This is a genomic window from Flectobacillus sp. (assembly GCF_049240685.1).
In the GTDB taxonomy this organism is placed as follows: Bacteria; Bacteroidota; Bacteroidia; order Cytophagales; family Spirosomataceae; genus Flectobacillus.
Genome location: NZ_JBMLSD010000400.1, coordinates 1 through 2,722, shown reverse-complemented (window position 1 = coordinate 2,722; position 2,722 = coordinate 1). Strand labels below are relative to the sequence as shown.

Sequence of the window (2,722 nt, the reverse complement as noted above, 5' to 3'; positions counted from 1 at the left end):
AAACAGACAGATTATGTATATTTTTAAACTGTACTAAAAATGGGAAGCCGACATACCCTATTCCTTAATCAACACTAAATCATACTTGTGAGTATAGAAATCTGCTTCAAAATGAATAGTTAGTTTCCTTCCATCAAGAGCGATTGTTCCAATACATTTCCTTTGGTTATTTCCATCCAGTGAGGCGTTAGTCTCATTTATGAGAAACTTAGAAGTTGATTCAGCTTTGATACTTGTGAATTTGAAAATATCACTAATTATATCGCTGTAGTATCTACCATTAAGATAAGTTCCATACTGTATTAGTTCCGCACTAACTGTATTCTTATCTACTTTAACAACTTTAAGCTTTGCAGATCGTGTATTGACCGTGGATAGATAACAACAAGTATAATTTAGACTTCCAGAATAGCTACCAATTAGCAAGGCACTTGGTTCTATAACCTTTGATACCTTAATTGTTTTGGTGTCACTGGCAGTCCCTCCAGCACCCTTTCCAGTAAGTTTCACAGAAAACTCCTTGTTATCCTCAAATTGAACAGTAGGATTTACCTCTGTTGATGTTTTCCCATTGCCAAAACTCCATTCATAAGAATCAGCTCCAGTCGATTTGTTGTTAAAAGATACAAAGCCATTATCTTTCTCAATGTAATCAAAACTAATCATTACAGGGGCTGGTATAGATGATATTTTAATAGACTTTGGCTTGGTATTCTGACCTCCAGCACCTTTGGCAGTTAAATTTACAACATACTCCTTATTAGCATCATACTGAAAGCTTGGGTTCTTTTCGTTCGAACGTTGACCATTGCCGAAATCCCATTCGTAGGTCTCAGCTCCTGATGATTTATTGGTAAATAGAACTAACCCTTTTTCTTTTTCAACAAACTCAAAGTCTGCAATTACGGGTTCCTCTTTTGAACATGATATGAACAATAATAGTACACTGATTAATGGGCAAAAAAATCTCATTTTGAATAAAATTAGGATTGAACGTTTAATAATAATTTGTAATGTGTAATAATTTGAAACCTTCAAGCTCATGAGATGAAATAAGGGGTTAAGTGCATGAATAATTGTAGATACATTAATTTTTTCATTTTTTACGGTGTTTGAATTTTAGAAAGCAAAAGTAATTGATATAATCCAAATTAATTAAGCACTTTCGCAATTTTTACGGCATGGGCAACATCCTCCATGTCAAGGTTTACATAATACTTTTTAGTATCAGCTTTGTTGTGTCCCAACATTTTGGATACGAACTTATCTGCTATGTCTGTTTTTTTATACCAATATTGTCCAAAAGTCCTTCGTGCAATTTTAGTCGAAAGGCTTATTTTGAAGCCCAATATCTTTCCTATAAGCTTTAACTCTTCATTTATGGTAGTTAAATGTAGAACAGGTATTTTCTCAACGCTGCCATACTTCTCAATGAGGATCAGGGCTTTGTCATTCATTACAACAGTGTAATCTATTTTAGTCTTAGACCTTTTTCCTCCCAACATAGTCAATTCACTGTCCAATTTGTGAATCTGTGCCTCACTCAAACCAGTTGTATCAACATGGCTCTGGCCAGTGTAGCACATCCAAAGAAAGCTATCTATTACTTTTTGATATTTTTCAGAAACAAATGGCGAGAGCTTTTCCAGTGATTTTACCTCGTCTTGGGTCAGGTGCGAATAATCCTGGGATACATCGTTGGTGTTAACTTTGTATTTTAGCTCTTTGCTATTCAGCACTTGTGTATCCACGCCAAAACTTATGACCTTCTTAATAAATGTGATTATTTTTTTGATGGAAGTAGATTTCATTTTTGATCCATGTGAGTGAGATTTAGGCACATGAATGGTCTTAAAATATATTTCTAACTTCCTAAGAAAATCTGTATTAATCTGACTAGCAAGAATTGTCGTTTGCTCCGAATAGACTAAGTACTCTTTGATATTCTCAGCTGTTGATTTATGACTCTTGATGGTATTATGAGTTAAGTGTATTGTGTATTCAGCGAGGGTCTTCTCAATTAGGGCTAAAAAAGTAATGGGTTTAATAACAGGGTTTCTGAACTGCTGAACAATATCATCTGGAGAATAGGGTATTCTCTCATACTCAAAGCTCATTTTTATAGTTTCAAACTTCTTTCTAATATTAGCTAAGCGATTATTATAAAACTCAAGACTTGTTTTATCCAATTGCCCATCCTTACTTATACATACCTGATAATCAGTATCTAAGGTATCCGCAGGCACCTGTACACCAGATGCAATCCAGACGGTTTTGTATCCTTCTAGTAAAATTCCTACCTTAAGATTGACCAATCCTTTTGAATTTGGCTTTTTGCCATCTTCGCAAAATCTGATTTCCATAACCTGAAAGTTATAGTGTATATTCATGTTTTAGATGTATTTGTCTCACGGAAAAATTTTTGAGTGATGAGACATACCCGCTTCATGAAAACACATGAAAAAAAAACAAATTTGGAGAATGGAGGGGGTCTTTGGAGAATAAACAAGTGCAAAATGGAGAATAGAAAAATAACATGTTCCAAAACAGGAATTATGCTCCATTTAATCATCTGTTTATCAAAATACTTAGGTGTAAAATCAAAAAAAAGTACCCCTCGACTACGAAAGGTACTACATGGTCAAATTTTATAGAAGGAATACTTCTTTGTAGTCCGTACGGGAATCGAACCCGTGTTTCATCCGTGAAAGGGACGTGTCCT

The 2,722-nt window shown here is 34.6% G+C and carries 2 protein-coding genes; both read right to left on the bottom strand.

Translation table 11 applies throughout. From position 1 onward, the window contains the following. Window positions 1–57 precede the first annotated feature (57 nt). Window positions 58–1,044, bottom strand: coding sequence for a PKD domain-containing protein (locus tag ACOVQ4_RS18355; protein WP_421822071.1), 987 nt, complete (start codon window positions 1,042–1,044; stop codon window positions 58–60). Between the two features lie 107 nt (window positions 1,045–1,151). After that, on the bottom strand, window positions 1,152–2,390 hold the full coding sequence (locus ACOVQ4_RS18350) for a phage integrase SAM-like domain-containing protein (protein WP_421822070.1): 1,239 nt from the start codon (window positions 2,388–2,390) through the stop codon (window positions 1,152–1,154). Window positions 2,391–2,722 lie beyond the last annotated feature (332 nt).

Coding starts and splice junctions, on each gene's coding strand:
- ACOVQ4_RS18355 (WP_421822071.1), bottom strand. CDS start 1,044: ATGAGCTTGAAGGTTTCAAATTATTACACATTACAAATTATTATTAAA.
- ACOVQ4_RS18350 (WP_421822070.1), bottom strand. CDS start 2,390: ATGAATATACACTATAACTTTCAGGTTATGGAAATCAGATTTTGCGAA.